At 36.3% G+C, this 26,058-nt stretch carries 32 protein-coding genes and 1 pseudogene; 18 read left to right on the top strand and 15 right to left on the bottom strand.

The annotated features are described in order from the left end of the window. Window positions 1-109: 109 nt before the first annotated feature. Entirely contained in the window at window positions 110-538 is a 429-nt protein-coding gene (gene arfB, locus O5636_RS04865; protein WP_269623487.1) for an alternative ribosome rescue aminoacyl-tRNA hydrolase ArfB, read from the bottom strand. Window positions 539-917: 379 nt separating this feature from the next. Here arfB and O5636_RS04860 point away from each other — a divergent pair, with 379 nt between their 5' ends. From O5636_RS04860 to O5636_RS04840, 5 genes are all read left to right on the top strand, one after another. Further along, entirely contained in the window at window positions 918-1,259 is a 342-nt protein-coding gene (locus tag O5636_RS04860) for a DUF1330 domain-containing protein (protein WP_269623486.1), read from the top strand. A gap of 595 nt (window positions 1,260-1,854) precedes the next feature. After that, window positions 1,855-2,016 carry a hypothetical protein gene (locus O5636_RS04855; protein WP_269623485.1) on the top strand — a complete coding sequence of 54 codons (162 nt, stop codon included), beginning with the start codon at window positions 1,855-1,857 and terminating at the stop codon, window positions 2,014-2,016. A 210-nt stretch (window positions 2,017-2,226) separates the two neighbouring features. After that, window positions 2,227-2,811 (top strand): succinate dehydrogenase, encoded by a 585-nt coding sequence (locus O5636_RS04850; RefSeq protein WP_269623484.1) that lies wholly within the window; start codon window positions 2,227-2,229, stop codon window positions 2,809-2,811. Next, window positions 2,811-4,733 carry a fumarate reductase/succinate dehydrogenase flavoprotein subunit gene (locus tag O5636_RS04845; protein ID WP_269623483.1) on the top strand — a complete coding sequence of 641 codons (1,923 nt, stop codon included), beginning with the start codon at window positions 2,811-2,813 and terminating at the stop codon, window positions 4,731-4,733. The genes O5636_RS04850 and O5636_RS04845 overlap by 1 nt, the downstream gene beginning before the upstream one ends. Then, window positions 4,733-5,467 (top strand): succinate dehydrogenase/fumarate reductase iron-sulfur subunit, encoded by a 735-nt coding sequence (locus O5636_RS04840; RefSeq protein ID WP_269623482.1) that lies wholly within the window; start codon window positions 4,733-4,735, stop codon window positions 5,465-5,467. The genes O5636_RS04845 and O5636_RS04840 overlap by 1 nt, the downstream gene beginning before the upstream one ends. Before the next feature lie 126 nt (window positions 5,468-5,593). Here the strand turns inward: O5636_RS04840 and O5636_RS04835 are convergent, their stop codons facing one another. Then, entirely contained in the window at window positions 5,594-5,752 is a 159-nt protein-coding gene (locus O5636_RS04835; RefSeq protein WP_269623481.1) for a hypothetical protein, read from the bottom strand. 28 nt (window positions 5,753-5,780) lie between these two features. Between O5636_RS04835 and O5636_RS04830 the strand changes: the two genes are divergently transcribed. After that, the gene (locus O5636_RS04830) at window positions 5,781-6,083 is read left to right on the top strand and encodes a hypothetical protein (protein ID WP_269623480.1); all 303 of its coding nucleotides are present in this window, start codon (window positions 5,781-5,783) and stop codon (window positions 6,081-6,083) included. A gap of 125 nt (window positions 6,084-6,208) precedes the next feature. On the opposite strand, the gene O5636_RS04825 is transcribed toward O5636_RS04830, so the two are convergent. Both O5636_RS04825 and O5636_RS04820 read right to left on the bottom strand, forming a co-directional pair. Continuing rightward, complete coding sequence (locus O5636_RS04825) at window positions 6,209-6,532, bottom strand: hypothetical protein (protein WP_269623479.1); 324 nt, start codon at window positions 6,530-6,532, stop codon at window positions 6,209-6,211. 450 nt (window positions 6,533-6,982) lie between these two features. Then, a complete protein-coding gene (locus O5636_RS04820; protein WP_269623478.1) occupies window positions 6,983-7,186 on the bottom strand; it encodes a hypothetical protein in 204 nt (67 codons plus the stop codon). 384 nt (window positions 7,187-7,570) lie between these two features. Here O5636_RS04820 and O5636_RS04815 point away from each other — a divergent pair, with 384 nt between their 5' ends. After that, window positions 7,571-7,708, top strand: coding sequence for a hypothetical protein (locus O5636_RS04815; protein ID WP_269623477.1), 138 nt, complete (start codon window positions 7,571-7,573; stop codon window positions 7,706-7,708). A 109-nt stretch (window positions 7,709-7,817) separates the two neighbouring features. On the opposite strand, the gene O5636_RS04810 is transcribed toward O5636_RS04815, so the two are convergent. After that, on the bottom strand, window positions 7,818-9,512 hold the full coding sequence (locus tag O5636_RS04810; RefSeq protein ID WP_269623526.1) for a protein adenylyltransferase SelO: 1,695 nt from the start codon (window positions 9,510-9,512) through the stop codon (window positions 7,818-7,820). Window positions 9,513-9,667: 155 nt separating this feature from the next. Continuing rightward, a complete protein-coding gene (locus O5636_RS04805; RefSeq protein WP_269623476.1) occupies window positions 9,668-11,449 on the bottom strand; it encodes a gamma-glutamyltransferase family protein in 1,782 nt (593 codons plus the stop codon). Between the two features lie 210 nt (window positions 11,450-11,659). Here O5636_RS04805 and O5636_RS04800 point away from each other — a divergent pair, with 210 nt between their 5' ends. The 4 genes from O5636_RS04800 (at window position 11,660) to O5636_RS04785 (ending at window position 14,919) form a co-directional block, all read left to right on the top strand. Beyond that, window positions 11,660-11,830 carry a hypothetical protein gene (locus tag O5636_RS04800; RefSeq protein WP_269623475.1) on the top strand — a complete coding sequence of 57 codons (171 nt, stop codon included), beginning with the start codon at window positions 11,660-11,662 and terminating at the stop codon, window positions 11,828-11,830. 147 nt (window positions 11,831-11,977) lie between these two features. Beyond that, entirely contained in the window at window positions 11,978-12,724 is a 747-nt protein-coding gene (folE, locus tag O5636_RS04795) for a GTP cyclohydrolase I (RefSeq protein ID WP_269623474.1), read from the top strand. 1,175 nt (window positions 12,725-13,899) lie between these two features. Next, a complete protein-coding gene (locus O5636_RS04790) occupies window positions 13,900-14,049 on the top strand; it encodes a hypothetical protein (protein ID WP_269623473.1) in 150 nt (49 codons plus the stop codon). A 3-nt stretch (window positions 14,050-14,052) separates the two neighbouring features. Next, window positions 14,053-14,919, top strand: coding sequence for a DMT family transporter (locus O5636_RS04785; protein ID WP_269623472.1), 867 nt, complete (start codon window positions 14,053-14,055; stop codon window positions 14,917-14,919). 155 nt (window positions 14,920-15,074) lie between these two features. Here the strand turns inward: O5636_RS04785 and O5636_RS04780 are convergent, their stop codons facing one another. Then, the gene (locus O5636_RS04780; RefSeq protein WP_269623525.1) at window positions 15,075-16,187 is read right to left on the bottom strand and encodes a fatty acid desaturase; all 1,113 of its coding nucleotides are present in this window, start codon (window positions 16,185-16,187) and stop codon (window positions 15,075-15,077) included. 395 nt (window positions 16,188-16,582) lie between these two features. Between O5636_RS04780 and O5636_RS04775 the strand changes: the two genes are divergently transcribed. Further along, the gene (locus O5636_RS04775; protein WP_269623524.1) at window positions 16,583-16,855 is read left to right on the top strand and encodes a DUF4090 family protein; all 273 of its coding nucleotides are present in this window, start codon (window positions 16,583-16,585) and stop codon (window positions 16,853-16,855) included. Between the two features lie 36 nt (window positions 16,856-16,891). Here the strand turns inward: O5636_RS04775 and O5636_RS04770 are convergent, their stop codons facing one another. Both O5636_RS04770 and O5636_RS04765 read right to left on the bottom strand, forming a co-directional pair. Further along, complete coding sequence (locus O5636_RS04770) at window positions 16,892-17,173, bottom strand: hypothetical protein (protein WP_269623471.1); 282 nt, start codon at window positions 17,171-17,173, stop codon at window positions 16,892-16,894. Between the two features lie 65 nt (window positions 17,174-17,238). Continuing rightward, on the bottom strand, window positions 17,239-18,429 hold the full coding sequence (locus O5636_RS04765) for a DegT/DnrJ/EryC1/StrS family aminotransferase (RefSeq protein WP_269623470.1): 1,191 nt from the start codon (window positions 18,427-18,429) through the stop codon (window positions 17,239-17,241). 652 nt (window positions 18,430-19,081) lie between these two features. Here O5636_RS04765 and O5636_RS04760 point away from each other — a divergent pair. The 4 genes from O5636_RS04760 (at window position 19,082) to O5636_RS04745 (ending at window position 21,591) form a co-directional block, all read left to right on the top strand. Continuing rightward, a complete protein-coding gene (locus O5636_RS04760) occupies window positions 19,082-19,351 on the top strand; it encodes a hypothetical protein (RefSeq protein ID WP_269623469.1) in 270 nt (89 codons plus the stop codon). Window positions 19,352-19,663: 312 nt separating this feature from the next. Then, window positions 19,664-20,398, top strand: coding sequence for a DUF6816 family protein (locus O5636_RS04755; RefSeq protein WP_269623468.1), 735 nt, complete (start codon window positions 19,664-19,666; stop codon window positions 20,396-20,398). A gap of 183 nt (window positions 20,399-20,581) precedes the next feature. Next, on the top strand, window positions 20,582-21,010 hold the full coding sequence (locus tag O5636_RS04750) for a secondary thiamine-phosphate synthase enzyme YjbQ (RefSeq protein WP_269623467.1): 429 nt from the start codon (window positions 20,582-20,584) through the stop codon (window positions 21,008-21,010). 341 nt (window positions 21,011-21,351) lie between these two features. Beyond that, complete coding sequence (locus O5636_RS04745; RefSeq protein WP_269623466.1) at window positions 21,352-21,591, top strand: hypothetical protein; 240 nt, start codon at window positions 21,352-21,354, stop codon at window positions 21,589-21,591. A 584-nt stretch (window positions 21,592-22,175) separates the two neighbouring features. Here the strand turns inward: O5636_RS04745 and O5636_RS04740 are convergent. The 5 genes and pseudogenes from O5636_RS04740 to O5636_RS04720 form a co-directional block, all read right to left on the bottom strand. Continuing rightward, window positions 22,176-22,283 (bottom strand): annotated as a pseudogene (locus O5636_RS04740) (chlorophyll a/b-binding protein); the annotation flags it as partial. An 11-nt stretch (window positions 22,284-22,294) separates the two neighbouring features. After that, the gene (locus tag O5636_RS04735) at window positions 22,295-22,519 is read right to left on the bottom strand and encodes a high light inducible protein (protein WP_269623465.1); all 225 of its coding nucleotides are present in this window, start codon (window positions 22,517-22,519) and stop codon (window positions 22,295-22,297) included. Window positions 22,520-22,534: 15 nt separating this feature from the next. Continuing rightward, window positions 22,535-22,642: a high light inducible protein gene (locus O5636_RS04730; RefSeq protein WP_269623464.1), complete on the bottom strand. Its 108-nt coding sequence runs from the start codon at window positions 22,640-22,642 to the stop codon at window positions 22,535-22,537. Window positions 22,643-22,677: 35 nt separating this feature from the next. Further along, window positions 22,678-22,821: a high light inducible protein gene (locus O5636_RS04725; protein WP_269623463.1), complete on the bottom strand. Its 144-nt coding sequence runs from the start codon at window positions 22,819-22,821 to the stop codon at window positions 22,678-22,680. Beyond that, window positions 22,821-22,940: a high light inducible protein gene (locus O5636_RS04720; protein ID WP_269623462.1), complete on the bottom strand. Its 120-nt coding sequence runs from the start codon at window positions 22,938-22,940 to the stop codon at window positions 22,821-22,823. The genes O5636_RS04725 and O5636_RS04720 overlap by 1 nt, the downstream gene beginning before the upstream one ends. A gap of 179 nt (window positions 22,941-23,119) precedes the next feature. Here O5636_RS04720 and O5636_RS04715 point away from each other — a divergent pair, with 179 nt between their 5' ends. Beyond that, entirely contained in the window at window positions 23,120-23,287 is a 168-nt protein-coding gene (locus tag O5636_RS04715; protein WP_269623461.1) for a hypothetical protein, read from the top strand. 398 nt (window positions 23,288-23,685) lie between these two features. On the opposite strand, the gene O5636_RS04710 is transcribed toward O5636_RS04715, so the two are convergent. Beyond that, window positions 23,686-24,597 carry an NAD(P)-dependent oxidoreductase gene (locus O5636_RS04710; protein ID WP_269623460.1) on the bottom strand — a complete coding sequence of 304 codons (912 nt, stop codon included), beginning with the start codon at window positions 24,595-24,597 and terminating at the stop codon, window positions 23,686-23,688. A 636-nt stretch (window positions 24,598-25,233) separates the two neighbouring features. Here O5636_RS04710 and O5636_RS04705 point away from each other — a divergent pair. After that, window positions 25,234-26,058: a class I SAM-dependent methyltransferase gene (locus tag O5636_RS04705; protein ID WP_269623459.1), complete on the top strand. Its 825-nt coding sequence runs from the start codon at window positions 25,234-25,236 to the stop codon at window positions 26,056-26,058.

Here is a 26,058-nt window from a genome sequence, read left to right as displayed (position 1 = left end):
TAATTGCTTATTAAAGAGACGTTGATAAAAAAATCTCAATTTAGTTGTTGTTACATGGTTTTCCCATATATAGAGATTAAGCTAATGCTTGATTAATCAGTAGTTCCGTTTAGTCATCTATGGAAGATTTTCGTTGACGTTTTTTCTTCAACTCACCGCGATGTTTCTTCGTGGTAAGACGACGATTTTGTGAGGCACGGGTGGGCTTAGTTGCTGCCCTTGATTTTGGGGGTGCTTTCAATCCCTCTTGTAAAAGGTTTGTTAAACGGACTAATGCTAATTTGCGGTTGTGATATTGGGATCGTTCTTCTGTAGCAACGATATTTACGCAACCATTTCTAATTCGATTCTGCAGTTGCTCAAGCAATCTAATCTTTTGAAAGGGACTAATGATTGAGGAGTTTTTTATATCGAAAATAAGCTCAACACGACTATCAGTGGTATTTACCCCTTGCCCTCCAGGACCTGATGATCTAGAAAAGCGCCACTTTAGTTCTTTTGATGGAATAATTAAAAGTGAATTTATAATTAAGTCCATTCAGTTAGAAAAAAGAAGGAGTTTGGTTTAATGCGTGATCTCTACGATTTCATAGTAAGTGTGGTCTTACTAATTACCATCTCAAAAGTCAATGTTTCTATAGACCTCCTTTAGAACTTTGTAGGCATCTTTGTAGTGGTTAAAGTCTTGCCAGGAGAGGGGCAAGGCTTCTGTTTTATGCTTGCTGAGTTATATTTTTTTTTTGATCACTAGGTGGCAAGTTCAAATCTTGATGCCTCGACTAGGATCTAAAGAGATAGTGAAACGAGTTCCTCCTCAAAAATTCCCAAAATATAAATTTCTGCTGATCCTTGAGCTTTTTTAATGCTTTAGTGTCAATGGAGGACAAATGCTCTTCTTTTGAAATCACTTAAATCTTATGGACAAAAAAGGTGCAAAAGGTTATTGGATCTCAACCTCAACAGTTATCAACCATGAACTTTTTGATCAATACGTAGAAAAGGTAGGACCCTGGTTAAAAACAGTTGAGGGTAATGTCTTCGCAAAAGATATGCAGCCACAAGGTAAAGAACAAACGGAGGGAGCAAACCTCGCGGTTATTTGTGAATTCCCTTCGATGCGTGCAGCGGTTGAGGCTTATGAATCAGTGGAATATCAAGAGCTTAGTAAAATACGTAAAGCGGCAACAGAGAATGCAACCTTCACGATCATGGAAGGTATGGATGAAGCAACAAAATTAAGAAGAGCTATGGGAAAATAACTTATCTTTCTATTTACGTTGATCATCTTCATAGGAAGCAATGTCTAGGACAGACAGGATCACTAATCCCAAGTTCAGGTGATAATTCTTTTATAAACCCTCATACTTCATCTAAGTGAGCAAGCCTCTTTGGCCTTTCAGTAACGAGTGCTTTTTATTTTCTCCAAGCTCCACAAAGAAAAAACTATCTTCTCCTGTTTAAGCGATGTATCGATCCCTTAGTCACTCGCATATAAACTTCACAATATTGATCCCCACATTCAGGCTTTAACGTAATGTGGAAAACTTTCATGAAAGTTGGTGTTGCCATTTCATTCAATTATTTTAATCAACAGGGTGGCATAGGTTCCTAAACATTTATTTGTCGGAGAGAATCTATTCAGCTTCCACTACTAAAAGTTTTTTATCTATTGAACATGATTGCAGGATATATATTAAGGACGAGTTGATTAAATCTCCGCTGATGCACTTTTTAGACAGCATTAGGATGCTTTTTTTTAAGTTCTTGCATGATTAAAAGACAGCAAGTTGTTGAAAATGCTTTAGTGGTCATGGAGAACCAACAACAAAATTTGTTTTTTCGATTATTTACGCTGTGAAAAATTCTCTTACTTCTGAAAGATCTAAATGGATGTTTGTAATTGGATTAGTTGCAATCGGCGTAGGTTTCACTGCTAAGAATGTGATTTCTTATCCAACGGAATGTTTACCTGATAAAGCTGTTGAAGTAACTATGGTGACTTCGTTTTTGGAGTGATGCTAGTTTTCTAATAGGGTTTTACCTGTCGCAACCAGGTCTTAGAAGCTGATGGAAAGAGCAGTCGATCAGTGATTAATCAGCACAAATAATTAGTAATTTTGCAAAAATAAATACTAAGCAATAGTTTTTTTAGGAAGTTGTTATCTAAGATTTTTAGTAGATACTTTTGAGAAGAGTTTGAGGAGGATTTTTCTTGCTAGTTCTGGTTTGCTTTTACTCTTTTTTTTAGTTATTCATTTGCTTGGATTGTTTATAGCTATAATAGCCCCAATTCCCTTTGAGCTTTATGCGACAGCATTGCATTCAGCTTCTTGGGTAATTATGTGCGAGCTTTGTTTGGTTGCAATTGCTTTGACTCACATATTTTTAACCCTTGTTAAGGTTATAAGTAATTCCCAAAATGGAAGCAACTCAAACTTAGTGTCTAGGAGAAAAAATTTTCTAGCTATTTTTGCTGCGCGAAGCCAACCAATTGGCGGAGTTGTATTATTATATTTCCTTTTTATTCATCTTGGACAACTTAGATTCCCTCGTCCAGCTGATGGATCTGAACTCGTTACATTGCAATTATTCCTTTCCTCTCCTGTAACTTCTAGTTTTTATATCTTGAGTTCATTAGCTTTACTTTTACATCTTTTCCATGGAATTGAATCATCTCAGCGAAGTCTTGGACTTTTAACTCCTTTAAATTCTTCATTAATAAGAGCTCTTGGGCGTGGCTTGTCTGTGATAATTAGTGGTGGGTTTATTTTAGTAACAGCTTTAATTGGCAGATCAATGATTAATTATTAATGAGTTATTTCCTTGACCCATGCATACCTTTAGGGAACATAGATGGTGCATGGGAAAGAATTCAAAAAAGTCTTCCATATATTTCTTTAGGGAATAAGAATAAACTGCAAATTGTTGTTGTTGGTGGTGGGCTTGCGGGGGCCTCGGCTGCGGCGACTCTCGCCGAACAAGGATTTCCAGTAAAGCTTATTACCTATAACGATAGTCCTCGTCGTGCTCATTCTGTTGCTGCGCAAGGAGGAATCAATGCTGCAAAGAAAATCAGAGAGGATGATTGTGATGGAGTAAATGAACTATTTGTAGACACTGTTCGTGGAGGTGATTTTAGAGCACGAGAGGCAAGTTGCCGACGACTTGCAGAAATAAGTAGTTCAATTATTGATCAATGTGTAAATCAAGGAGTACCTTTTGCTCGAGATTATGATGGATTGCTCTCGACCCGTCGTTTTGGGGGTGCACTTGTCAGTAGAACATTCTATGCACGTGGGCAAACAGGGCAGCAACTTCTTTATGGTGCTTACCAGTCACTTATGCGTCAGGTAGGGAGCCGAAGAGTAGAACTCTTACCTAGGAGAGATGTAATTGAATTTATCAACCTCAATGGCGTTATTAGAGGAGTAGTTACTCGTAATCTGCTTAATGGTCAGCTTGAGGTTTTTCAGGCTCATGCTGTAATTCTTGCAACAGGTGGATATAGTAATGTTTATTTTCTTTCTACAAATTCAATTAAATCTAATGCCAGTGCTGTTTGGAGAGCTCATAAACAAGGAGCATTTTTTGCTAACCCATCTCTTACACAAATTCACCCTACATGCATTCCAGTAGGGGGAGAATATCAGAGTAAATTAACTTTAATGAGTGAGAGTTTGCGGAATGATGGAAGAATTTGGCTCCCTAGGCGTAGTCATGATATAAGGGACCCTTCTGAGATTTCTGAATCGGAGAGAGATTACTTCCTAGAGCGTTTATATCCAAGTTATGGAAACTTGGTACCTAGAGATGTTGCATCTAGGAGAGCTAAAGAGCTTTGTGATCAAGGTTTTGGTGTAGGGAATGATGGGCGTTCAGTATACCTTGATTTGCGCGATGCAATTCAAAAAAAAGGGGCTCAAGAAATTAAAGCAAAGTATGGCAACTTGATTGAGATGTATGAGCGAATAGTTGGAGAAGATCCAATGACAATGCCTATGCGTATTTATCCTGCACCTCATTACACAATGGGAGGATTGTGGGTTGATTACAACTTAATGAGTACTCTCCCAGGATTGTTTGTATTGGGCGAAGCAAATTGCACTGTTCATGGTGCGAATCGTTTAGGTGCTAATGCTCTATTGCAGTGTTTAGCTGATGGATATTTCATTGGTCCTTGCTCCATTCATTCATGGTTGGAAGGTCACACTTTCTCAATCTCTTCACATGAAATGGATCAGGCATGTCAAGATGCTTTGGAAAACACCAAAAAGCGAATAGATGATTTAATTAATGTCCAAGGGGAAATTCCTGTGGATATTTTTCATCGTGCACTGGGTGAAATAATGATTAATAGATGTGGAATTACTAGAAATGAGAGTGGTTTGCTTGCAGGCTTGGAAGAAATCAAGTTATTAAAGCAAAAGTTTCATCATCAAGTTAGAATCCCCATTGAAATTAATTGTCCAAACCCAGAACTTGAAAAGGCTTTGAGGGTTGCTGACTTTCTTGAACTAGCTCAGTTAATGCTCTCTGATGCGCTTTCCAGGAAAGAGTCTTGTGGGGCCCATTTTCGTGAAGAATATCAAACTCCAGAAGGCGAAACTATGAGAGATGATGAGAATTATGCACATATTGCTGCTTGGGAATATGTTCCAGGCTCGGAGCCCATAAAGCATTTAGAAAATTTGTCCTTCAGTCTTCTTAAACCAAATAAACGTAGTTATCAGTGATGAAAAAAATCTCGCTTGTTTTTCGTATTTGGCGTCAGAAATCTCAATTAAGTAAAGGGCAATTTGTTGAATATACCCTTAAAGATCTATCGACTAATTTGTCTTTATTAGAAGCTCTCGACAAGCTTAACGAAGAGTTAATTCTCAATGGTGATAGACCAATAAATTTTGACCATGATTGTAGGGAAGGAATCTGTGGAAGTTGTGGGTTCCTTGTAAATGGTCAGCCTCATGGCCCCAAAGATGCAACTACTATTTGCCAACTATATTTACGAAACTTTAAAGACCATACGACACTAACTCTTGAACCATTGCAAACAAAAACCTTTCCAGTAATTCAGGACCTTGTAGTAGATCGATCTTCTCTTGATAGGTTGATCATGTCTGGTGGTTTTTGCTCTGATGATGTTGGGAAGGCTCCAGATGCAAACTTTTTTAAAGTTAATCAAACTGATGCTTTCTCTTCATTTCAAACGGCAACCTGTATCGGATGTGGAGCTTGTATAGCCAGTTGTAGAAATGCTTCAGCAAGTCTCTTTGTTGCGGCCAAGCTTGCGCATTTAGGTCAATTACCTCAAGGTCAGTTACTTAGGTCGAAACGTGCTTCACAAATGAAACACCAAATGCTTTCTGAGGGATTTGGGAGTTGTAGTAACAATCTTGATTGTGAGGCTGCTTGTCCAAAAGAGATTTCAGCAAATTGGATAAGTTGGATGAACCGTGAAGATGACTAGTGATTGGCTATGTGGGGATTGCAGTTAAGAAATTGTTTTAAATTGAATAATTAAGATAAGTAGTTAGTTGATTCGACTAAAGGTTCGTGGATTAGGACCAATGTGGAAAATTTTTAACAAGAATTTTTAATCTTTGAGATACCTTCTCAATATTAGATTCTGAGATATCCATTTATTTGTGTCGGTTATTACGGGGGTGGGTTGTAGTAGAGACCGAAGTTCGGTGTAGATACCGCATATTTCCCTACGGTTTGTATCACCATCTAAACCTACTATTTGGTTCATAGTGAATTTGTACTTTGCATTTGTAGCTATGTATTCAGTTACTCGCTTCTCTCTTGCTCCATCTTTCTATCACCCTATTTATGTGATCTCTGATAGCGAGATGGCTCAATTAAAACTTCAACAACACCAAGAAGAAATTGATTCAGTAGTGGATCAACGAAAAAGATTAGAGGATGCTTATGAGAAGCAAAAAAGACATTTGCTTGAACGAGAGAAATGTCTTAAGAGTGAGTTGCAAGCCCTTGCTCCATCTACTAATAACCCTGTTAAAGAAACGGTAGAGAAAGCGGTTGATGCACTTAAAGATACTGCTAAGAAAGTAGTTGCATAAAGTTCTCTTTTACATTAAAAAAAAGCCCTGTTTTATCAGGGCTTTGAAAGGAGTCGGCATTGAGTAATGCGTATTCATTTATTTGTGAATTAATAGATTTCATAGTTCTTTTGCTTAATTTCACGTTAAGAATCCTCTTTGGAAATAACTTCTACATCAACTACATCTTGAGATTCAGCAAAGTCATTAGTTTTTCTATCAATCCAACTATTGATTGTAGTTACCAAAGGGAGAGAGCCTCGGTATATAAAAAAAGCAGTTGGTAGAATACTTATAATTCCAACTATAGGACTTTTAAAAAGCAATCGACCAGCTTTCAAATTGAACAAAATGATCAATGCTGATGGAACTAATATACCGATAATTGTCTTAAGAGCTTCTAGCCAGCCAACACGATAAGCCCACCAAATACACACTATGCAAGCAAGATATAACACCACGTAAGTCATAAAATTATTATAGGAAGCTTATGAACCCCAGTGATTTTTTCTTTTATCTTTGGATTCTAAATGGAATAGGGCGCAGATATGGATGTTTTTATGAAAAAAAGAATGCTCAATTACTTTCAAGTTAAGGTTATATGGCTGGTAGTGATGTAGTGAATATTTGTGGAGATCATATAAAAAATGCCAATCTTTAAATGCATTCTTTGTCATATGAGTATAGAAAGATCAGCAAAGCCCTATTTGAGAAAAAAAAGGACATATTTTTGTTCTAGCTGTTTAGACAAAATAGAAGAGAAAACACAACAAGATAAGTTTGAGCAAAGCTAAAAGTCATTATTGAAGAGATTCCTTAATTCCCTTAGTCCTTTGTTATAACTCTATTGTTACTTTAATTAGCCCATGTTAGATCTACTTATAGCACTCATTTTTAAGAAAATTTAGGGGTCAATTTTATTATTTAGATTCCTTTCTTATCCATTCTCTATACCACTGACGATCATCAAGCCACCGAATTACTGGCCAATTAATGAGAATAGATGCAATGAGAACTCCAGAAACTGAATACTTTTCAGAGAAAATAGTGAAGAGAATCGTTGGAGCAATGGACATTATTGCTGCAGTAAGCAAAGCTCTTCTAGGGGACATTTTTGTGCGCATTGTTTGTAGTTGTTGAAAAGAGGGAATAATGTTCAAAAGGTTTTAGGGATTTGTTCTAATCCCTTGGTATCCATAGCTTTTCATTGCTCATTAGCCAATAGATAATTGTAGTCATATGAAAGAGACACTTGAAATTAGGTTGTGTGAATGAGATGACTACTGGCTTTTGCAATGATCAGCACAAATCTTTTCCTCGACCACTTAAAAATACTCAATTGAATGCTTAATGCCTCACAAATTGTCTATAACAATTTAATTTGATCACATGACATGTATGTGGCAGTTCGATACTGAAGTTATTTTTTTTATTTATAACCAATGAGAATGGTACATTGTTGATCAAGAATAGACGAAAAACAAAATGATATGAATTAAAGCGGCATAATGGATAAAAAGATTTTTGTTATGGATCAACTTCAACTTAGATTTATTTGGCCTGTTGCCTTAATTGTTATTGCAGCTTTTGTGATGATGATCGGAATAATTGGTGGCTTTATAGATCCAAAATCACTTATGATTTAACAAATGCTAATCAACAAAATAACACTTGTGTCTATTATGTATTTATTTTAGATAGAGATATAATGACTTGGGGTAAAAGATGGATTTAGTCTATGACTTTTTAGTGATGTCAAGATGAACAGCTGTAGTGGGATACGCCTCCAGTATTGAAGAATTCCTTGGGCTTTAGGCGATTGTACTTCTTATCCAGTTCTGATGATTGTTCGTCATAGGGGTTTTTGAATACATCCTGTAGTTCTTTGATAAGACTATAATCACCTTCCTCAGCCTTCTTATAAGCTGGTACGATAAGCCATTCACGCCAGGTGTATTTGGGGTTGATGCGTTTCATCTTTGAAGATATCACTTTGAGATCACCGCAGGTTTTGAGGCGATCCCGCCACCGTTGTAGCCAGCTATTCCACTGTGCCTCAACTTGCTCTGAGCAGGGAAGGTAGAAACTTTCTTTCAAGGCTGTGAATTGGTTTGGAATGTGAGACAGCTTTCGGAAAAAGATTGTGTAGTCCACCTTTGATAGAATCATTAGCTGTAGCAACTCGTTCACTAGAGTTGTGTCATGGTTGATTAGTCCGAGTTTGTTTGCCCACATAGCCTCCATCTTCTGACTCATAGCTTCTGCGAAGCCATCTCGAAGTTGATCTAGTCTCCCCATAGCTTCATTGTCATGGCTGAGCAAGGGGCGGATAGATGCCCAGAACATCTGATAATTGGCTTCGGCAGCAGCCGGTTGATTGAAGAATGCGAAATGCTCACCGCCTCCTGTCCAGGGTTGAAACTTAGGGTCGAAGAGTTCGCAGAACCCAAAGGGGCCGTAGTCCAGCGTGAAGCCACCAGCGGCGCAATTATCACTGTTAAAATTACCCTGGCAGTAGCCAATACGTATCCAATTGGCTACGAGTGAAATAAGTCGTTCACGAAATAATTGGGCTAGTTCTACCACTTGATCACTAAAGGTAAGACTTGGATCAATCTCTTGCTCGTAGTTCCGTTTGATCAGGTGCTTCACGATCATCATCAGCTCGTTCAGCGCATTATGATGTGTCTTACTGCGTATTCGACGAGCGAATAGCTCAATCTGACCGACACGTAGAAAAGATGGTGCCACGCGTGTTGTGATCGCTGCAGGGTTGTCCACGAGGATGTCGGGGTCGATTGAATTAGAGGTTTGTGAGTACCAAGGTCTGCGTACAGTTTCGGATCGGGAGACATATAGCGTCAGAGAGCGTGTAGTAGGAACACCTAGGGCTTGCATATAGTCTTGAGCAAGAAACTCGCGCACACTGGAACGAAGAACGGCCCGTCCATCGGCTCCACGGCAGTAGGGTGTCGGCCCTCCGCCTTTAAGTTGCATCTCCCAGCGTTTTCCATTAAAGAGGCCTTCGAAAACAGAAATTGCTCGGCCATCACCGTAACCGTTGCCAGTTCCAAAAGGACATTGCTCTATATATTCTGTGCCATAGATCGATAGCGCATAACCAGTCGCCCACCCAACTGGACGCATTGGATTTTGTGCCACGGTGATATCGCCTGAAAAGAGACGGCGGAATTGTTCGTCAAGGGCAAGCTCATGGCTAAGTCCCAGTTCGTTGAATAAGGATTTGCTGTGTGAGATGTATTCTGGGGACGGAATTGCAGTGGGAGTTACTGGTACATAATGACCGGAGAATACTTGGCGAGGGTGGTGATCTTGTCCATGGTCGGTTGCTTTAGGGTCTGCTAGGAGTGAATCCATGAGTGAATAGTCAGCTCTTTGTGAAAACTCAGTGAAAGTTTTTGTTGTTGATGGTTCGAATAGGTTTTCCATATGATTTAACTCTTCTTGGTATGAGTTTTGGTGATTTCTTTCTGTCAAATAGTATCAAAGGTTTTAACTCTTTATTAGCTAGTGACTAGGGCTAATAAAAATTCTACTTTCAGCCAACAATGGAGGTTTTACAAGAGACTCGTAAAATTCCGATTTCAAGGCTTTTTCTTGAATTGCAAGCTGAGTGCTTTCCCTTCTCTTCTTGGATCAGCTGCACCATGCCATCTTCCTTTATGCCATTTGATTATAGCTAGCCCACTGCTAAAATTATTATATTTAATTGTGTGGCCAAGATTTTTTAGACCTTCATGGATATTGTTATGGTTTTTTGACCAGTTACCATTTTTTTCAAGCACAGTGTAATTAGGCCGGACAGATAACAACTTTTGGCTAACTACTTCTTTTGGGGAAAGTTGTAAATCTAGTGCGCTAATTAATGCATTTGTTATGTAATGGGGGATCAGCCAGCCACCTGGTGACCCAATGGCCAAAACCGGACTATTATTACGAAATACTATAACTGGAGACATAGAACTCATAGGACGCTTGTTGGGGCGAATTCGATTGGCAATTGGTTTCCCTGAGATATTTGATAAGAATGAGAAGTCTGTAAGTTGGTTGTTTAAGATCATACCCCCAGATAAATACCTGCTTCCGAAGACGGTTTCAACTGAGCTTGTGTAGGAGGCGACGTTCCCATCCATATCAACTACTACCATGTGAGTCGTTCCTCCACCAGCAGTCCGTGGTTGACTTGCTAAATCCAATGATTCACTACCTTTTGGTTCCCCTGGGGAAGGACGAAATGTTGTAGATTCTCTTTGGATAACGTTTGCCCTTGCCTTTATATAGTTGTCTGCTAATAATCCCTTGAGAGGTACTGGTAAATCAATTGGGTCTCCTATCCAATGAGAACGATCAGCATCTGCAAACCTTAAAGACTCGGCTAGAAAATGCCAACGGTTTACCGTTTCTTTTGACCTGCTTTCTTTAGAGAGGATCTCATATGTTCCAAGAGCTTGTAATACAGCGACACCTCCTCCACTTGGAGGGGGGAAAGAACAAATTTCCCAAGATCTGTATTTACGACATATAGGAGTACGTTTTTGGACTTTATACTTTGCTAAATCTTGATGAGTGATTGTCTGTTCTGATTTCTTGTTTTTCTGTTGGAGTTTGAGGTCAGATATAAGTCTATTGGCTACTTCTCCACGATAAAATTCTTTTATGCCTCCCTTTGCAAGGCGGCTTAAGGTTGATGCTAATGCATGGTTGCGAAATGGAATCGTTTGTGTTGGGAGAGAGCCATTAGGGAGATAAAGAGATTTAAAAGCATGACTATGCTTGATTCCTAATGCCTTTGCCAAAGAGATTGATCTCAGTAAGCGAGGACTTGGAATGAATCCCTCCTTGGCAATCTGAATACTTGTTTGGAAATTAACTTCCCATGGTAAACGCCCAAATTGTTGGTGTCCTTCCCAGAGTAATGCTGTTGTCCCTGGGACTCCTATTGCGGAGAGACTTTTTGTAGCCTGCAGCCATGGGACTGTTTTCTTATCAGATGTCATCCACATGTCTTCTTCGACTTGAGCTGAGGCAGCCTCTCTTCCATCAAGAGCGAATAAAACTTTTTTTGCTTGATCCCAATACAAAAGAAAAGACCCACCACCTAAACCTGAGCTTTGTGGCTCAACGACAGCAAGTACTGTCTGAGCGGAGATAACCGCATCCATGGCGGTACCACCTTTCTCCAAGGCCTTAAGGGCTGCATTGCTGGCGAATTGATTGGCAGTTACAACTACAGCCTGCCCGCTTGCAGTTGATACTTTGACATTTTTTACATCAATACTCTCTGGTGCATTCCAGTTAACTTGTGCAATGAGCGGTAGAGGAAGCGTAAAAAGGAGAACCAGCTCTAATTTTGTGTGCGTTTTCAATGCAAGTTTGATAAAAGGTGAACAAGCTTTAGATATCTTTAGTAATTCATTGCTAGAAAAGCATGCACTCGTTGCATTTGCCTGTAGTTAATTTCAATCATAGCAACTCATCTCGCTGAAAAGAGTGGTTTAATGGAAATTTCGATCAGGAATCTCTTGCTTGCATTATCTCTTACATAGAATCTTGATCAGTTGATGCCGTAAAAAAATTTGCAGCCAGATCGATCAAAAGAACAATTTCTTCCTATTGCTCTCTCTAATCTGATTTTGTCTACTCATTATTACTTTGGATCAGTAATGGTTTTTTGTATTCCACTTTTATTAAAAATGCGTTCTCAGAAAGACCAACCACCATTAGTTGAGAGAAGAACTCAGTTGTAGATTAATTAAAGAGCATTTGTGGGCGGTCCGATCTTAATTAGGCCTGTGAAATAAGTGATTTCCCTATAGCAAATGCGAGCCTAGTATGATAGGGTCATAAATCTCGAATTAAGGTTATCTGTTTTTTGTTCTTTTAACCTAGAATTTATGACTTCTACAGCATCGAATGAGAATATTAAAGATGATCTACAAGAAAAGATCTCCTGTAAATTAGTATCAGAAATAATTCGTGAGCGTATAAAGTCTAATGGTGCGAGGTTTCATGCAAATGACAATATTTCTGATTACATTTTACCAGGTGAACTAGATACTCTAGAGAAAGAGGTTGCAACTCGAATTAGAGATTTACTTAAAACTTTATTGATTGATATTGATAATGATCATAATACTCAAGAAACGGCAGAAAGAGTATCAAGAATGTATATCAATGAAGTTTTTAAGGGTAGATTTTATCAACAACCTAAAGTTACCAGTTTTCCAAATGATAAGAATTTAGATGAAATATATACGGTTGGCCCGATTACAGTTCGATCTGCATGTTCTCATCATTTAGTACCAATTTTAGGTGATTGTTGGATTGGGATTAAACCAGGTGAAAAAGTGATTGGTCTTTCAAAGTTTGCAAGAGTAGCGGATTGGGTTTTTTCTAGGCCTCATATTCAAGAAGAAGCTGTAATGATCCTTGCGGATGAAATAGAACGCCTTTGTGAACCTAAAGGCTTAGGAATTATTGTTAAGGCCCAACATTATTGTATGAAATGGAGAGGTGTGAAAGAGCCAGACACTAGCATGATCAACTCAGTTGTTAGAGGAGATTTTCGTCATGATTTAAGCTTGAAGCAGGAGTTCTTTGAACTTGTTAGACAGCAATCAAATGCTGCCAAGAATTATTAGATTAATACTGTATTAGAGAGTAGATTTTTTATTTCTATCGTTAATTCTTTAGTGGATAATTGTATTTGAGCAAAGTGTGTAAAGCTTTGATTAGTGTTTTTTGTTGCCTTTATATCTCTCAAATGGAAACACTTGTATTGAAAACTTCAGAAGAAGAATGATAATGTGTGGATGTCAATTAAAGGTGCATTCGAAAAAATAGACGAAACAAATGTTCAGGAGGAACACACCCTTTCTTAACCAAATAAAACCAAGATGCTCTTGCTAATTAAAGCTAGAGGGATCTCGTTAGGGTGGATAGTGACGCTATAAATCGATATGAAAGAGTCTTAGAGGGTATATAAGAGCAATTAGTTTATTGATAACGTTAACCATTGTAGGTTTATTAGTTAGGGAATTGTGAATCAAATATTTGTTTTTATGTTTCCCAATCAGTGCCATCATCATCTTCTTCACACTCATAGTTCAATAGAGAATCTATGTGCTTCTCATTAATTTCTTCTTTGTTTTGAGGCGACTTGTTTTCTTGATGATACATTTGTAGGATTGAGCAAAATCTCTATAAATCTCCGGTCGGGGAGGCTTGTTTCTTCTATTATCTCTTAAATCAAGAAAAGTATGCGTTCATAATATAATTAGCCATAGTTTGCCCCACAAAAAAGTTGCTCTTCTAGCTCTGTGAATCTCTTTCTAGAATTGTTGGTAATATGCAACTTCTTCAGAATCTTTTGAACTAAAACCATGCCAAGAGTTATGGCAAGATAAATTTTCTTTGTAAAGTAAGTTTTTATGGATTGTGTGATATTTGTTTTTTCTTTCGGCTGAAGATGATCAGGTTGGTGGTATGATAATAACAATAACTCTTAAGAATTAATTATATACCTTTGTGTAGGTGTAATATTTTCCATGTCTAATACAAATAGATATCTAGGAGACTGGATTAGTGTAACAATGTTGACTCTATTTACTTTGGCCTTCGCTATTTTGTTATTGCCCTTTCTGGATGCACCATCCCAACGCTTTTTATTCAAGAGTAATCTCAGATGCTCATATACAGGCTAGCGGCTAGTTTTTTGCTGACGAAGTATTTAAATTAATGGGATTTGTAAAATCAATAAAGTGGATTCTCGATTTTTCTTTAAACTCTTTAAGATGTTTCTAAAGTCAAATTCACAGTGAAATTTTTTTTTACATTAGTACTTGCGCTTTCTATTAGTACTGCTCCTTTACTTGCTTGGGGTTGGGGAGGAGATGGTGATTGCCCTCATTCTAAAGAGAATGCAAAGGAGCAGAAGACTGAGCAAGTAGAAGATTCAGATCAGTAAGTTTTGATTGGAATTGTTTTTGCTTTAGGAGCTGCTTTCTCCTGGACATATGCATGTTATTTATGGAGATACCAAACTAAATATTTATCCGCTTCACAGATAAACATAACAAAAAATATAATTGCGCTTATTATATTTTCACCAGTTATATTAACTTTTGATTTTCAACCTGGTTTTATAGAAATATTGATTCTTTTATTAAGTGGGATTATAGGAATTGCTATAGGGGATACTTTTTACATAATATCTTTATCGAAATTAGGTACACGTCGTACTCTTACAGTTGAAGCGCTTTCTCCAATCATTGCAGCGATAGTAGGGTCATTTCTTTTGCAAGAAATGCTTTCTTTAAAGATGTGGATAGGGGTCTTTATAGTAAGCATTTCTTTGGTAGGAGTAGCATTACAAAAAACAAAAAACAATAAATACATAACATCTAAAAAAGATAAAAAAGAAGGGTTTGCTTTTGCAATCCTTTCTGTATTATGTGCAGTAATTGCAGCTTCTTTATCAAGGTTTGTGTTGAAAAACTCTGATTTAACTCCATTTCAGACTACGGAAATTCGTTTGCTTGGAAGTATTGTTGCCCTCTTTCCTTTTATAAGAAATGACTTGATTGGTTCAATTAAAAGAATACCTTTACAAAACAAGTCTAGGCTTTTATATGCAACATTTTTAGGTACAAATATAGGGATATTGTTACAACAGAATGTCTTTAAATTACTGCCTATTGGATTAGGGTGGACTCTTTTAAGCACTTCACCTGTAATTGCACTTTTTTTTGCAAGAGCAGAAGGTGAGGTGCTTAATTGGAAAACTTTAGTATTAACTGCCACAACAATTTGTGGTGTCGGTATAGTATTTATATGAGTAGTTAAAAGTAGTGATGTTTTTAAATAGCCATAGAAGAAATTTTTATAGGATTACAATAAAATCTTCTCATAATTGCTTTTTACAGTTCTTATGAAGTTTTGAAATTATAGAAGAATGATTTAATAAAAATATTGTTTGGATGAGGTTATTCTTTAATGCTTTGTGTACGAATTCTTCCAAATATATTGACCTTCATTTTTTTCTGACTGAACAGCAATACAATTGCAAGCAATATTCCAGAGGGCCTTATGTATTGGAGTTGGATTATAAAGATAGGCCTTAGGGAAAGCTTTTTTAATAGCAATAGTTGCTTCTATAGCGTGGTAATGAGGAATTGTCGGAGATATGTGATGAATTACGTGACTTGAGCCAATGTGATGATGTAGGAAATTCAGGAGTTTTCCATAAGGTCTATCAATTGATAGGAATGCACCTCTCAAGAAAGTGAAATTTGAGTTAGATAAATGTGGAACATCTGTATCAGTATGATGAAGCCAGGTATATAGCACTAGCCAACAATTCACTACTAATAACGGACCTATATACATTGCTATTAAAGGTGCTATCCCATATTGAATTATCAATATAAAAAGTACTGTTAAGACCAATGCTACTCCAATATCAGATATCCAAACCTTTTTTTCCCAATTGGTAGACCATAATTTTCTAGAGAAAGGTTTCTTTGGCCAAAAGTGGTTCGTAATGCCGTATTTAGGGCCTCCTGTACTGCCAGTCAGCAAATAGGCAGGCCAACCAACGCCAAGATGTAAAATAAGTTGCATAAGGCCATATGCGTTTTTCCCTAGGGCATTTGAAAGGGCTAATTCGCTTTCCCCTCCAGTTTTCTCATTAATGCCATTGCCTCCTATCACCATTGGCACGTGAGTCTCACCATCACTTATGTGATTAGTAAAGCGATGATGTATGGCATGAGACCGTTGCCAAGAAAAGTAGGGAACAAGCAACAATGAATGGAGCACATAACCAATACCTGTTTCCAACGTCCTATTGTTCGAGAAGGCTCCGTGTCCACATTCGTGGGCAATAACCCAGAATCCCATTGCTGTAGTACCTGAAATCAAGGCATAGAGAATCCAAATAGGTATCATTGCTTGATTTAATGGAATCGCTAGCCCTATAGCGATAACAATTCCTTGGATTATTAATGATTGAAAAAGGTAAGCCAAGGAAGTTGATGTCTGACGTGAGAAACAGTGGGCAGGCACGACATCCGTAATATCTTTCATTTTTGGGATATCAGTCATATCTATGGCAAGAGCCTTTCCATTGAGGCCAGAGAACTTAATATTCCTAAAACTATTTTGTTTTGAGAAGGGAGGTTGTGTTGTATGCAAGCTGCTCAACTGTTTTGTCAGCTAAATGGTGTAGCTCGTAAGGGAAATCGAAAAACCCTTCACTTAAAAATAAAATTATTGCTAAATGGGCTTATGCCTACCATTTGTTTTGAGAGCAGGATCCACATGAATCAAATTAGCTTTTTGGTATTGGCTTTAGAGATCTTATGAGATTAATTGGTATTAAAGGTTTCTACTTTTATTACTAAGGACTTGGTGCGGTTATATCAATATAATTTTCTACAAAGTATTTTTCTGGACATAATCCATTTGAACCTATGATTATGACCCGATCGCTTTTAGCAATGGATTTTTCAGGACCTGATGCAATTGATAAAGCTATTAGGTCAGGACTAGATCTTGACGGAACTCCGATTCCTTTGGAGATGCTCAGTCTTTACCGAGAAGTAATGGAAAAAGAAGGAGCTAGAAAAAGAAGTGGAGTTAAAAAATCAATGCGTAATCGAATTGTACGTTCTGGAGCTAAACATTTTGATAAAGACATTCTTAATCAGCGGCTTATCGACGCTGGTTGGGAAGGTTTAAAGTCTAAGGAAGTAGATTTCTTTTTTGGTTGATATTTTCCTCGGTGCAAGCTTGTTGGATAGCAATTTCTATTGCTTTTGAGATGCTTTCCTTAATCGAATTTCTTCTTCTGTCATGGGTATACCCTTTCGATTAAGCATGGGTTCTGTCATCTTTTTAAATTTGGCTTCGTAATAGCGCTTTCTTATAAGATCAAATTCCGAAAGATATGTATCAGGAGTGGCTCTTAGTTCTATCTCATCACTGAATTTTCTTTTTGCGGTTTGTTTCTCAATGTGTGATTGACGTAGAGCAGCCAATAACCAACCTATAATCGAACCAAAAATGAATGTAATTATTAAGATCATCATTGTTTTATTATAACAACTGAAAACATAATGCTTTTAAAATTTCTCATTAATTCAAAAGAGTTCTTTTATATGGGATAGTTGCTAAGATTTATTTGATCTAATATTGTCCTTGCAATAGTTTGAATAGCTTCTCTTGAGAAGTGAATCGGCAATCGAAGATCATAAACTTCTGATAAATTATTTATTGTATTGGGTAAGTTAGAATTGCTTGTATCTATAAATTTCCAATTTTGATATAAACGAGCATTGGTATTGTTAGTGCCCCCAAAATAACTTATTGGTATTCCAGATTTGACTAGTTTTTGTTTCAGCTTTATCCTATCATTTGAATTAATTTTTATTCGAAATTGAGCAGAATCTCGGACTGGTCTTATTTCAGGGAAATCTAATGGAAAGGAAATTAAACTATTATTAGAAAGTGCTTTTTTAAAAATATTATAATTTTGATTTATATGATCTATTCTCGACTCTATAATTTGTATTTGTGGAATAGCTAAAGATGCTGTTAAGTTATTCATTCGCACATTAAATACTGGAAGTTTGTTTTTATATTGATCAGCAATATCTATATCCTTAGAAGAGTGGAGTATATAGTTGTTTTCATATGAACCAGACATGAAAACTGATTTCCAAAAAACATTAGGATCATTAGTTACTAGAATCCCTCCCTCTCCAGAATTAATAACTTTATATGATTGCAGTGAATAAATTCCAGCTATTCCAAATGTTCCAGCATGTTTTCCATTCCATTTAACCCCTAATGCATGAGCAGCATCTTCAACTAAGGTTATTGAATGATTCTTACAGATTTTCATTACTTTATTCATATCACATAAGTGTCCTCGCATATGAGATAACAAAAGATACTTTGCTCCTGAAGATAATATTTTTAATTCGAGGTCATTTAGATCAATTACATATTCTTTTGTGATGTCTACAAGAACAGGCTCTGCCCCACATTGAATAACGGAGCTTGGCACTGCAGTAAATGTGAATGCTGGTATAAGTACTTTAGAATTAGAGTTAACTCCAACGGATTTCAGTGCTAAAAAAATCGCATTGGTCGCAGATGAAACACCAAGAGAAAATTTGGATTTTGTATACTTACAAATAAGAGTTTCTAGTTGATTTACAGGGCTATTTGAATCTTTAAATTGATACCTAAAAAGTTTTTTAGTCTTTAGTGCTTCTTGTAGTGAAGCATTGATCAGATCTACATCTAATTCAGCTTCCCATGAAATTTGTGAAATATTCATTTCCTTGCCTTTTACAAGGAACATAACATCTCGCTATTGCGAGGAATTAAAGGACGTAGTACAAGAGATAGGCGCTAAGAGTAAAGAGATTATCTTGGAGGGAATTATTCTGTTGTGATTATTAACGTACCTTCTATTGCTATTATTACTATTAGAATGTTATTTCTATTAAGGTTTTCGATTTCTTATTAAAGAGGAATTAGAAGGAAAGTATTAAATGAATTGGTGTGACAGAATGTTTCTTTTATCTCTCACTTCTTTAATCGATTATCAGAGCAGAAGTTGAAAGAAACTTAAAGTTTAAGGATGCTTCCTTGCTACTAGACTTGTGAGTTTTTCTTGAAAACATCTTCGCACGCTTTTTAGTGCGAAGGTTCATACAATAAATTATTTTAGTAAAAGATTTCCTAGAGTTGATTTGTAAGGCTTCAATACATTAGATGGTTAACATTTTTAGATTAGTTTTTCTAAGTATTCTTCTTTTTCTTATTCAATTCACCCCTAAACCAGCGATAGCCTGCGTGGAAGGCTTGTCTTAGGGAATGATCACGCAAGTGTAGAGAGACATCTTGGAGCCTCCTTATCACTTATAGAGAAAGAGGTAAGCAGAGATGTTTTTGAAGTTAGAGACGTCAATTTTAGTGGTTTGCCTGTGAATAATCTTCGTGTTCGCATTGAAGAGGAGGATGGATTACAACAACTTGCTTATGAAATGGAATATAAAAATATGACAGAAGTATTGGCTGGCTTAAGGCATCGTTATGGAGCTCCAGTGGGGACAAGCATAGATGTTGACGGGAGATCTCTTCAAGAACAATGGATTTGGCATACTGGAGAAGATGTAATAACGGTAGTTAGAAGCGACAGAGAACTTTTTTGGCTTTCTTGTCGACCATCATTGTTAAACCCTTCGTTTCTTTGAGAATTTTCGAATGAATTTTTTCTGGAGAGACTCTCTCGTTGTACTTTTTGTTTGCTATAAGCGAGTTTCAATTTTCTGATGAGCAGTTTGTAGAGATAAGACAAGTATGGAGGGCAAGAAACTCTTACTACAAAGCCTTGTTTTAGAAGACGGCTACCCAAATAGTTAGATTTTTAAGATGATTGATTCATCTAAGAACGATTCGGAGAATAAAGAATAGATAATTTATGCTTTTTATTTATTCTTAGCCAAACCATTAGTTTTTATTTCTATATTTGATGCTAATTCTAATTAAGCAGTAGGACTATATATATGAAGATCTCTTTTTTATATAAGTTGGTTTTAAAGGTAATTATCCTTTCGCTTCTATGTACATTTAACTTCTTTATAACTGCTCCTGTTGATGCTTTGATAGAAGATTCTCACAATATATCTTTAGTAACTCGACAAAGTGAATGGCCCGAATGGAAGCTCCCTGGACCTTTTAAACGCTCAGCTTTGAAAAAAGATATTGTTTATCCACCCTGGTTTAATGGCTTTTGGATAGTAAAAAGTATAGATGTCAACCAAACAGAAACTCAGCCCATTGAATATCAAGCTAAATTTCAAATAAATAATTCTCAAGAGTTAGTTGGGGAACGTTCTTTTAATGCGATGTCTTTAGGAAAAGCAATTTTAGGGGACAAAATTTTGTATGTAAAAGATGATCCAATCTCTCCCAATCGGCAGTTAGCAAAATTTGAAGATCAAGAGTTCCTTGAAACAAAAGTAATAGGTCGTAATCAATCCTTAGATAATGCATCGGTTTTTTTTGTAGATGAATTGGTTTTACAGGTTTTTCATTCTTTAGACGTTTCAAGAGTTAAACAGGTAGAAACCTTGTCTAAATACCAATTATGTAATTCATCATTTGCTATTTCTGAAGATTTCTCTGACTATAAAATTTGTGGGGAACAATGGCAGGCCATTTATCCTGCTCCAGGAGAGAGGTTGGCCTCTCAACCATTAAAAACTAGGCATTACAAATTAATTTTAGATAGGGGGTAGTTAATGCGAGCTCTTAGAGAATTAACCTTCCCTCTAGAGATAGTTGTTGAACCATCTATTGATTTTAGATCTTAACTTTAGTTATTGATTCCTTCTAAGACTTTGCTAATTAGATTGAAGTCTATTAAAAAAACAGCCAATGGATCTGTTTTGAGCTTTACTGGATGAAGACTTTTCATCAAAATGTTTACTAATGTCATAAAGGTTCAATCTTCATCGATGTTTAGTTGTCACCCTGTTACTGAGAAGATTCAAAACTTCTTAGATACCTCTCAACAGCTCGAAGGTGTTGTTTGTGCATTTTGTCAGCATTCAACCGTTGGGATGATTGTTAATGAGATGGAAGAAAGGTTGATATTAGATCTTGGTAAATGGTTAGAAGAGATGGCACCTATAGCTCAAGGTTATAAACATGATGATTTACACCTTAGAGAGAATATTCCAGCAGATGAGCCTAAAAATGCTCACTCTCATCTAAGAGCTTTGTTGTTAGGTAATCATGTAAGTGTTCCTTTCAAAGATGGAAAGCTGCAGCTAGGGAAATACCAAGATATAATTATGGTTGAATTAGATGGACCTAAGGAAAGAAGCATTGTGATTAGTATTCAATAATTTCAAAATAAATATATGCTTTTGAAACTATTGATTTCTTCTTTTTTTCTATAAGTTCTATGGGTCTAAGAGGTTCAATAAATCTAACAGTAATATATTAATCGTATAAAAGGATATTTTCTTTAGATGTAAGTACTGGTGGTTTCAATAAATATATAGACTTTTAATTTAACTTTCATTGCCATTCTTTCATTAGATTCTTTAAATAAATTCCATTGAATACTCTTAATTCCTTATTGCTATTAAGGAAATATTGAGCACATACGGTTTTTACTATATTCCCTTACTTTCGAAGTCATATATTCCTTTTGTAAGATGCTTATAAATACTTTTATAATCTAATGACTATAGAGAACACAAGCGAAACGAAAAACTGTGGTAGAAAGAAAGGAGTCATGCTTGCGTATGGCTCACTCCAGTTAGGGACTAGTATTATTTCAGCCATATCTCTTGCTGCACTTGCTCTTAGTTTTTGCTCAGTCAAGAACGAATCTAAGCTTTTTATAGAATGCGTAGAAGAAGTTAGAGGCAATGGAAAGAGTGCTTCTCAGGCGGTTTACTTTTGCAATGGAGGACGATAACTCTGTTATTTAGCACCTTGTAAGAGAGGGAGCATTTCCCTTCCACCTTTATCATTACCGTAATAAAACCTCTAGCAAAAACTCAAGTACAACAAGAACTGGCATTTGATAAAAATACCAAAGGATTGCTTTTAATGTTGAAAGATCTTCTATAGATGCTTGTAGCTATCCTAAGGGCCTAGTAATTAATAAATAGGGTTTGAAGATAAATCTTTTTGATTAAGCTATTTATTTCGTGAAAGGTCTCTCCAAAGAAAAGCACCAATATAAAATAAACTAGCCCATGAAGTAATAAAAACTAATGAAGAGAAATTCATTTTGTTTTTGTTAACCATATAGGATAAATAATGACGAATAAGAAAGTATTTTCCATTAATTCTCGAAAAGGTGAATTTAGAGAGTAAAAAATGTTTCTATTCATTTGGAATTTTGAGTCGATTTTATAAATGGACTTGGTTAGAATTTTTCCAATATGCTTATTGCTACGACAACAAGCATCCCTCCTGCATAGAATGTCATCAGTAATAGGTTTACAATTTCCATGCCTACTTTTTTTGTTTAACGTAGATTTAGTGGTTAGTACCTTAATAAATGCCTGGAATAATCCAGCCAAAAAATCCATAATTAATGATTAATGCAAATAAACCAATCATCGCTAAGCGACCGTTAGTTTTCTCAGCGACTTGCCAATAGTTGTTGTTCATTAATAGATGCCTGGAATTATTTGGCTAGTAGAAATATAGGAGCCTAATAAGGCTATGAAGCCAATCATTGCCCAGCGGCCATTAGCTTTTTCAGCTTCTTCTGGGTAGCTAGTGTAATTCTCATCCAGTTCCATTGGAGCTTCCAAGGGGAAAATATTTTGCTTGCCGTACTCTGTAACGACTAAGCTACTTTTAGTAGTGAAGGATTGATTTGAGATTGTCATCTTATAAATTAATAGTTAGAAAATCCCAGGGATAATTTGGCCTGTAGTGGCATAAGCACCAAACGCGGCAACAAAACCAAGCATTGCTGCCCAGCCATTAAACTTTTCTGCTTTAGGAGTCATTTTTAATTAAAAGTAGGTTGAAAAAGTGGAGTTGTTTAGAGATAACCAGGAATGATTTGACCTGTTGATGAATAAGCGCCTAAAAGAGCAATTACGCCAATGAGTGCAGCTCTGCCATTGATTTTTTCTGCCAAAACCTTGCTAGTTTCGATTCTGGTTGAAAGTGTGGAATTTTTCATTAGAAAGTGCCAGGGATGATTTGACCAGTCACGAGGTATGTTCCTGAAATGAGCATGAAAGCAATCATTGCCGGTCTCCCAAAAGCAATGTCTAGAACTGGAGTGTTGGATTGACCCATGTAGGACAATGAATGGATGTAACGAAATATAACAGATATTGTTAAGGAGTGTGAAGCAAGTTTGTTCAGTTAGTTCGATATGAGCGGATGTGGCTTTCCCTAGAATTTCTTAGTTCGGTTATTTGCAGCTCTTTTGATTTTGATTTTGGTTAGCATTTTTATCCAGTTAAGGAATACCCATGGATGTCCCAGTAATGCATGTTAATTTGCTCAATGTGATTATTGCTATTTATGTGATTGGCTATCAAATAACTATTTGTACTGATTGGAGTTGGATCCCTATGGATAAAAAGGATTATGAGCTTCCTTATAAGGAGAAATGGAAAGCTATTCAGCAAAATTTCTAAGTAATTTTTGGGAACATTTCTTTTCACAATATCGCTGATTAGTAAAACCTTCATATTAATAGTAGACATCTGTTCTAAATTGACCTTTATTGCATCTGTGAGTGAGTCATTCCATTTCTCAATACATTTTCTTGAAGCTTTAGCAATGATTAAAAAGAGTCTTTAGGATAACGAGTTTTAAAGATAAGTCTTTTGATTCTGCCATGGTGACAAGGGCAAGAAAACTCAAACTTTGTAGTTAACCCTTAGGTCTCTTTTAATTATGTTGATCTTCCGAGATTGACTAAGCTTTTGTTGCTCAAATGCTTTCACCTTGAAAACGCAGTTTTATCAGTAAACATTTTATCTATTATAAAATGTATTAATAACTAGCAAAAGATTAGATAAGCAATCTGCAACTAATTATCAGTTGGGTTCCTAAACTGATTTTTGATTGACCGTTTTAAAACAGATACGTCTAAGTCTTTATAGCCTTCTTTTATTAACCTTTCTTCTAACTCTTTTACATTGGATGTTATTGGTAGCTTTAACCCAGAGTCTTCAGCTGTTTTTAATGCAATACATAAATCTTTGTGGTGTAGATGTAATTTAAAACCTAATGGATAGTTGTCTTGCAGCATTGATTGGGAGCGATTAGAAAGTGCCCATGAACTAGCTGCTCCTTTTTGTAGTGCTTCGACAACTATATCCATTGGTAGGTTGAGTGCTTCTCCTAAAGAGATAGCTTCTGCAACTGCTGCGTAACTTCCAGCAACTAATATTTGGTTAATTGCTTTGACTTCTTGCCCTTTCCCAACCGTGCCGAAGGGATAAAAACTACTTCCTATCGGTTGAAGAATAGAAGAGACTTCTTTAAGAGAATCATCATTGGTACCTAGGAAAATTGTAAGAGTACCTTTCTTGGCCCCTTCTGTTCCTCCGGTAACTGGTGCATCTATATACTTAACATTTTTTCTAGCTAATTTTGCCGCAAACGACTTTGCCTTAGTAGGACTAATTGTTGATAAATCAATTACGGTTTTACCTGAAGTAAGGTTGCTTTCCGCACCGTGAAAACCAAATAGAACTTCTTCTACAGCTTTGTCATCACTTACACAAATTAGCAAGACTTCACAACCTTGGGCGACCTCTTTTGGGGTTGAACAGGGTTTCGCCCCTTTCAATTCAGGGCTTTTTTCAGCCTTCCTACTCCGTGTATGAACTTGCAAGGGGAAGTCTGCTCTAATCAAGTTTGCTGCTATAGGGAGTCCTATTGCGCCTAGCCCTATAAAACCCAAGGTTGGCTTTTCTTTTAGATCTTTTGGATACATTTAAAGGTTTCCTTGCTTTGTAGAGATTTCGGATTGATCAATCTGGCCACATTCATTTTTTGGAAATGAATCTCTCTTTGGGTGATGTAATTGCTACAGTCATTTATATTAGTTGTATGGTTTTGATAAGGCTTCAAAATTTACAGAGATGTTAATTAACCTCTAGCAAGATTTTTTGCAGGCGAAAAATATCTTGAGGTTGACATTCAGTTGTCTATGAGATGATTGCGTTGCTGAGAATATTTCTAAGCCCAAGGCCACGACTCTAATCAAAAATAATCGTTGAGCTCTTTTACTAAATTAAGAGAAGATGCATAGTGGAATAGTAATCATTTAATTATTAGTTCAATCTATTTTCATAATCCCTTGAAATGTTTATTCGATCATCTAATGTATTTCTCTTTCTTAATAGATTCTTAGATGTTTGTAAGCAAGTTTGCAGAATAATTTATTTAATTTCTGTTTTTTATGCTTATGCAGTCTTAATTATGTTTATTCTCATCACTCAGGACAAAGGTTAAGTTATTTTGCCGCTTAATCTGTACTTCTCGTAGAAATAATATTTCCAATAAATTTAGATTTGTTTCAGTGATTGTTCCCTGATGTAAAATTCTAATTCTTTGGTTCAGAAAATTAATGCCAGATATTAAATCATTATCTGCTGATTACTTTGATTCCACCTCAGATGAATACACCAATGATTATTACCTAAGTCAGCAAGATCATCCTAAATGGGCTAGGCAAAAAGAAATTGTTTTTTTGATTACCAAATATCTTCAGAGTCAAAACACCAAAATACTTGATATAGGCTGTGGCCCCGGATTGCTTGAAGAAGATTTGTCTAACCTTTCTTATAAGGGTATTGGAATGGATATTTCACAGCAGATGATCAAAATCTCACAAAACCGTGCTAAGGCAAAAGGATTTGATGAATCATGGGAGTTTATGCTTGGTGATTGTGAAGATACAAAACTTCAAACCCAGTCATTTGATTGTGTAATCGCTTCAGGAGTTATTGAATATATGCCAGAAGATAATAAGTTGCTTAAAGAAATTAATCGGGTATTAAAGGTAGATGGATTGTTTATTCTCAACGTAACGAATGCATTTGGTATTTCAACTGTTCTTAATCGTCTAAGTCATTACGTTAAAGGAATCCCAGGTGTTATGAAATTAGCTAACTTTGTTAAGGTTAGCCTTTTAGGCTCTAAGACGAAAGCTAAACGATTGACATTTATACCTAGGAAGCATATCCCTGGTAATTTTTTGAGAACCGCTTCTAGACATGGCTTTGATCTGGTAGATGATATTTACCAAGGATTTACGCTTCTACCAGCTCCTTTTGACCAGCTACTTCTCAAGTTAATAGGTAAAAAATCCGTTAGTCTGGAAAAATTAAATGATACTCGTTTCAGGGTTTTTGGTGCTAGCTACTTGGTTTGCTTAAGAAAAAAGACCTAA

The organism is Prochlorococcus marinus str. MIT 0918, assembly GCF_027359415.1.
In the GTDB taxonomy this organism is placed as follows: Bacteria; Cyanobacteriota; Cyanobacteriia; order PCC-6307; family Cyanobiaceae; genus Prochlorococcus_E; species Prochlorococcus_E marinus_C.
The sequence above is the reverse complement of the archived record's forward strand: the minus strand, read 5'-3'. Positions and strand labels throughout refer to the sequence as shown.

Excerpts from the sequence above, each read along its gene's own strand:
- arfB (WP_269623487.1), bottom strand. The coding sequence starts at position 538 with ATGGACTTAATTATAAATTCACTTTTAATTATTCCATCAAAAGAACTA.
- O5636_RS04860 (WP_269623486.1), top strand. The coding sequence starts at position 918 with ATGGACAAAAAAGGTGCAAAAGGTTATTGGATCTCAACCTCAACAGTT.
- O5636_RS04845 (WP_269623483.1), top strand. The coding sequence starts at position 2,811 with ATGAGTTATTTCCTTGACCCATGCATACCTTTAGGGAACATAGATGGT.
- O5636_RS04840 (WP_269623482.1), top strand. The coding sequence starts at position 4,733 with ATGAAAAAAATCTCGCTTGTTTTTCGTATTTGGCGTCAGAAATCTCAA.
- O5636_RS04835 (WP_269623481.1), bottom strand. The coding sequence starts at position 5,752 with ATGAACCAAATAGTAGGTTTAGATGGTGATACAAACCGTAGGGAAATA.
- O5636_RS04830 (WP_269623480.1), top strand. The coding sequence starts at position 5,781 with ATGTATTCAGTTACTCGCTTCTCTCTTGCTCCATCTTTCTATCACCCT.
- O5636_RS04825 (WP_269623479.1), bottom strand. The coding sequence starts at position 6,532 with ATGACTTACGTGGTGTTATATCTTGCTTGCATAGTGTGTATTTGGTGG.
- O5636_RS04820 (WP_269623478.1), bottom strand. The coding sequence starts at position 7,186 with ATGCGCACAAAAATGTCCCCTAGAAGAGCTTTGCTTACTGCAGCAATA.
- O5636_RS04815 (WP_269623477.1), top strand. The coding sequence starts at position 7,571 with ATGGATAAAAAGATTTTTGTTATGGATCAACTTCAACTTAGATTTATT.
- O5636_RS04810 (WP_269623526.1), bottom strand. The coding sequence starts at position 9,512 with ATGGAAAACCTATTCGAACCATCAACAACAAAAACTTTCACTGAGTTT.
- folE (WP_269623474.1), top strand. The coding sequence starts at position 11,978 with ATGACTTCTACAGCATCGAATGAGAATATTAAAGATGATCTACAAGAA.
- O5636_RS04780 (WP_269623525.1), bottom strand. The coding sequence starts at position 16,187 with ATGACTGATATCCCAAAAATGAAAGATATTACGGATGTCGTGCCTGCC.
- O5636_RS04775 (WP_269623524.1), top strand. The coding sequence starts at position 16,583 with ATGGATTTTTCAGGACCTGATGCAATTGATAAAGCTATTAGGTCAGGA.
- O5636_RS04770 (WP_269623471.1), bottom strand. The coding sequence starts at position 17,173 with ATGATGATCTTAATAATTACATTCATTTTTGGTTCGATTATAGGTTGG.
- O5636_RS04765 (WP_269623470.1), bottom strand. The coding sequence starts at position 18,429 with ATGAATATTTCACAAATTTCATGGGAAGCTGAATTAGATGTAGATCTG.
- O5636_RS04755 (WP_269623468.1), top strand. The coding sequence starts at position 19,664 with ATGAAGATCTCTTTTTTATATAAGTTGGTTTTAAAGGTAATTATCCTT.
- O5636_RS04750 (WP_269623467.1), top strand. The coding sequence starts at position 20,582 with ATGTTTACTAATGTCATAAAGGTTCAATCTTCATCGATGTTTAGTTGT.
- O5636_RS04745 (WP_269623466.1), top strand. The coding sequence starts at position 21,352 with ATGACTATAGAGAACACAAGCGAAACGAAAAACTGTGGTAGAAAGAAA.
- O5636_RS04735 (WP_269623465.1), bottom strand. The coding sequence starts at position 22,519 with ATGACAATCTCAAATCAATCCTTCACTACTAAAAGTAGCTTAGTCGTT.
- O5636_RS04730 (WP_269623464.1), bottom strand. The coding sequence starts at position 22,642 with ATGACTCCTAAAGCAGAAAAGTTTAATGGCTGGGCAGCAATGCTTGGT.
- O5636_RS04725 (WP_269623463.1), bottom strand. The coding sequence starts at position 22,821 with ATGAAAAATTCCACACTTTCAACCAGAATCGAAACTAGCAAGGTTTTG.
- O5636_RS04720 (WP_269623462.1), bottom strand. The coding sequence starts at position 22,940 with ATGGGTCAATCCAACACTCCAGTTCTAGACATTGCTTTTGGGAGACCG.
- O5636_RS04715 (WP_269623461.1), top strand. The coding sequence starts at position 23,120 with ATGGATGTCCCAGTAATGCATGTTAATTTGCTCAATGTGATTATTGCT.
- O5636_RS04710 (WP_269623460.1), bottom strand. The coding sequence starts at position 24,597 with ATGTATCCAAAAGATCTAAAAGAAAAGCCAACCTTGGGTTTTATAGGG.
- O5636_RS04705 (WP_269623459.1), top strand. The coding sequence starts at position 25,234 with ATGCCAGATATTAAATCATTATCTGCTGATTACTTTGATTCCACCTCA.